The organism is Oceanobacillus locisalsi, from assembly GCF_042675985.1.
GTDB classification, from domain to species: Bacteria; Bacillota; Bacilli; order Bacillales; family Amphibacillaceae; genus Oceanobacillus; species Oceanobacillus locisalsi.
Genome location: NZ_JBHTKK010000060.1, coordinates 1 through 1,304 on the forward strand (window position 1 = coordinate 1; position 1,304 = coordinate 1,304).

The window sequence follows — 1,304 nt, forward strand, 5'->3', positions numbered from 1 at the left end:
ACTTGTAAAAAATAACCAAGGGGATGAATGGAAATGGTTAAGCAAGCTGTCGAGATAAAACTAAGTGAAAAACAACATAAAATACTTGAAAAAATGTTTAGGGGTAGCCACACGCCCCTCCATTTTATCCAGCGTGCCCAAGTAATCTTAATGGCAGCAAATGGCGAAGGAAACAGGGCAATCGCCAGGAAATGTCACATGGATCGTCATACCGTAAAGTTATGGCGTCATCGCTGGGCTGATATGACTGCTGAACTCGAACATACAGAAAATGAAAATCCGCAAGCCTTAAAACGGCTTGTTCATGATATATTAAGCGATGCTCATCGTTCGGGACGTCCACGGGATTTTTCTGAAGTCCAAATTGCCGAAATCATAGCTCTCGCCTGTGAATCGCCAGAAGACAAAGGTCTTCCACTTAGCCATTGGACCCCCAGTGCATTGGCAAAACAAGCTGAAAAAGAAGACATTGTTGAACAAATCTCAGCCCGCAGTGTCGGACGCTATTTAAAAGAAGCTGATTTAAAGCCGCATCGACATCGAATTTGGCTGAACCCAAAGATCGAGGACCGTGAGACGCACCAAAAGCAAGTCCAATCTGTATATGATGTTTATCGAATGGCAAATGCAGCTGAAGAAAAGGGAACCCATGTATTTTGTGTCGATGAAAAAACAGGCATTCAAGCAACGGAGCATTCCAAATCAAAAAAGCAATGAAGCCGGGAAAACCGGAAAAAATTGAACAAGAATATATTCGACATGGCACAACGACACTGATTGCCTCTCGAAATGTAGCAACGGGACAAGTAATAGATTCCATCGGTCCGACACGCAAAGAGGAAGACTTTGTCAATCACATCAGCCAAGTAATTGCAGAAGATTCGGAAGCCTCTTATGTGTTTGTGATGGACCAATTAAACACACACAAATCCGAATCTCTTGTTCGTTTCGTCGCCGGCAAATGCGGCATTCCACAAGAAACTCTTGGTATAAAGGAACGCAGTGGTATTTTGAAAAACATGGAAAGCCGATCCGAATTTTTAAGTGACCCGAGTCATCGAATCCAAGTCGTCTATACGCCGAAACACTGTTCATGGTTAAACCAGATTGAGTGCTGGTTCAGTATTCTATCACGACGGCTCCTTAATATGAGATCCAGCTTCTCTTCAGTTGAAATACTGCAACAAAAGATAAAACAATTTATCAGTTACTACAATGAACATTTGGCTAAACCATTCCGTTGGACGAAGGAAGCTAAAACCTTACAAATTTAATGTGGGGTATTTACTTCAGCCGCGTGGCAC

2 protein-coding genes are annotated in these 1,304 nt (G+C 42.6%); both read left to right on the forward strand.

Annotation, left to right across the window (positions count from 1 at the left end; translation table 11 throughout):
- Positions 1-33: 33 nt before the first annotated feature.
- A complete protein-coding gene (locus tag ACFQ19_RS20210; protein ID WP_379594666.1) occupies positions 34-717 on the forward strand; it encodes a helix-turn-helix domain-containing protein in 684 nt (227 codons plus the stop codon).
- Positions 714-1,274, forward strand: coding sequence for a transposase (locus tag ACFQ19_RS20215; RefSeq protein ID WP_379594668.1), 561 nt, complete (start codon positions 714-716; stop codon positions 1,272-1,274). The genes ACFQ19_RS20210 and ACFQ19_RS20215 overlap by 4 nt, the downstream gene beginning before the upstream one ends.
- The last annotated feature ends 30 nt before the right edge of the window (positions 1,275-1,304 follow it).